The sequence below is a fragment of the Rickettsia sp. TH2014 genome, assembly GCF_019249195.1.
GTDB classification, from domain to species: domain Bacteria; phylum Pseudomonadota; class Alphaproteobacteria; order Rickettsiales; family Rickettsiaceae; genus Rickettsia; species Rickettsia felis.
Window position 1 is genome coordinate 1 of the sequence record NZ_MXAX01000111.1, and the last position, 1392, is coordinate 1392.

Genomic DNA, 1392 nt, shown 5'->3' on the forward strand with positions numbered 1-1392 from the left:
ATTATTACCTAAATATAAGGATGTAAGGTTTTGCATGCATGATGCTTTAGTTAAAAGTTTTACGCCTTCCTTCTCGAGCTTATTAAATGTTAGATCCAATGAGCTAATATTTATCTTTTTTATATCCTTTAGCTTTTTTTGCAGTTTTTTAGGTGTAATTCCTTGATTTGTAAGATTAATATACATGATATACTGAATTTTTTATATAAAAACAGCATTGTAATACAATATTTTAGATATTATTACCAACAATAATGTTGGGTAATATCTGCGATTTATAAACCCCTTAATTTGCCCCAATTATCATTCTGTTTATTCAAGATGAGTATTACCAGCACATATTAGAATAAATCATGCACTGATAACAAATATCTATTTAGTAAAGTTGACAAATAGTAATTGTAGAGTATAATGCAGGCTTGAACTAAAATAGTATTGTATGAAGATTAGCTCACCTCTAAAACAAAATTTATCTGTGATCACATCTGCGGTAATGTTAACAGATAATCAAGGAAAATACTGGGTTCCTATAAATAAAGGGTATCGTGTGTTTTTATCAGAACAAGAAGTAATGGATGGCATAAGTAAATATATAAAAAAATATTCAGTTTCATCAATAGACAGTAATGTCTACTTTAATAGCAAAGGTGAAAACGTCATACTCTCTACTGAAAACCTATCTAAATTGGTAAGATCAGTAGAAGTAGTGGATAGAGTGGGTAAAACTACAATAGTACCTGAAGATTCGATAAAACAGGTGGTGCAGTATGTTGATAAATATAACAATATAATATGCCGCTCTTTTGATACAAAAGAAAAGACCTCTATAACAAAACATCTAGATACTTTTTTTGCTAAATTCCCGAGTGCCAAGAAGATATGGTGTAAAAATAATCTTTTTGACCCCGATAATGTTGACGACAATTCAGATGATCTAGCATGTTTTCTTGCTAAACATGCTGCTGATCCTAAATTAATATCCAAGGTCCTAGTATATAGCGAAAATATGGACTACAGTAAAGTTAATGGGTATTTAGCACAACATAAGAAGGACTCATCATCGGACATCCCTCAGAAACAAAGTTTCCTCTCAAAATTATCATGTATTAATAATGAAAGTGATAATTCTGAGTCTAAAGAAATGCATGATGATATTATATCAGTAAATGATGTATTAGCATTAAGAAATAATGCGTTACTGTCTTTGAAAACAGTGAAGTTTAATTCAGATCTTGATATACGAGAGTTTCATAGTTTAATGCCTGACATGTCTGATGTTAATGATCTTGTGGCATCTTGCCAAAATTACTTAGATGATAATCCACAAGATTGTTTGATGGGATTAAGTGTAGAAGTCAAGATTTAATCTTACAGACATTATAAAAATTATAT

General features: G+C 30.0%; 2 protein-coding genes. One reads left to right on the top strand and one right to left on the bottom strand.

Going from position 1 to position 1392, the window contains the following annotated elements; all coding sequences use genetic code 11:
* Positions 1 to 186 (bottom strand): hypothetical protein (locus KYQ89_RS02015; protein ID WP_218460191.1); only part of this gene is annotated, 186 nt, incomplete at its 3' end.
* A gap of 253 nt (positions 187 to 439) precedes the next feature.
* Here KYQ89_RS02015 and KYQ89_RS02020 point away from each other — a divergent pair.
* Complete coding sequence (locus KYQ89_RS02020; protein WP_218460192.1) at positions 440 to 1366, top strand: hypothetical protein; 927 nt, start codon at positions 440 to 442, stop codon at positions 1364 to 1366.
* Positions 1367 to 1392 lie beyond the last annotated feature (26 nt).

Bases quoted from the DNA above. Each gene is read 5' to 3' on its own strand.
- KYQ89_RS02020 (WP_218460192.1), top strand. From the start codon at position 440: ATGAAGATTAGCTCACCTCTAAAACAAAATTTATCTGTGATCACATCT.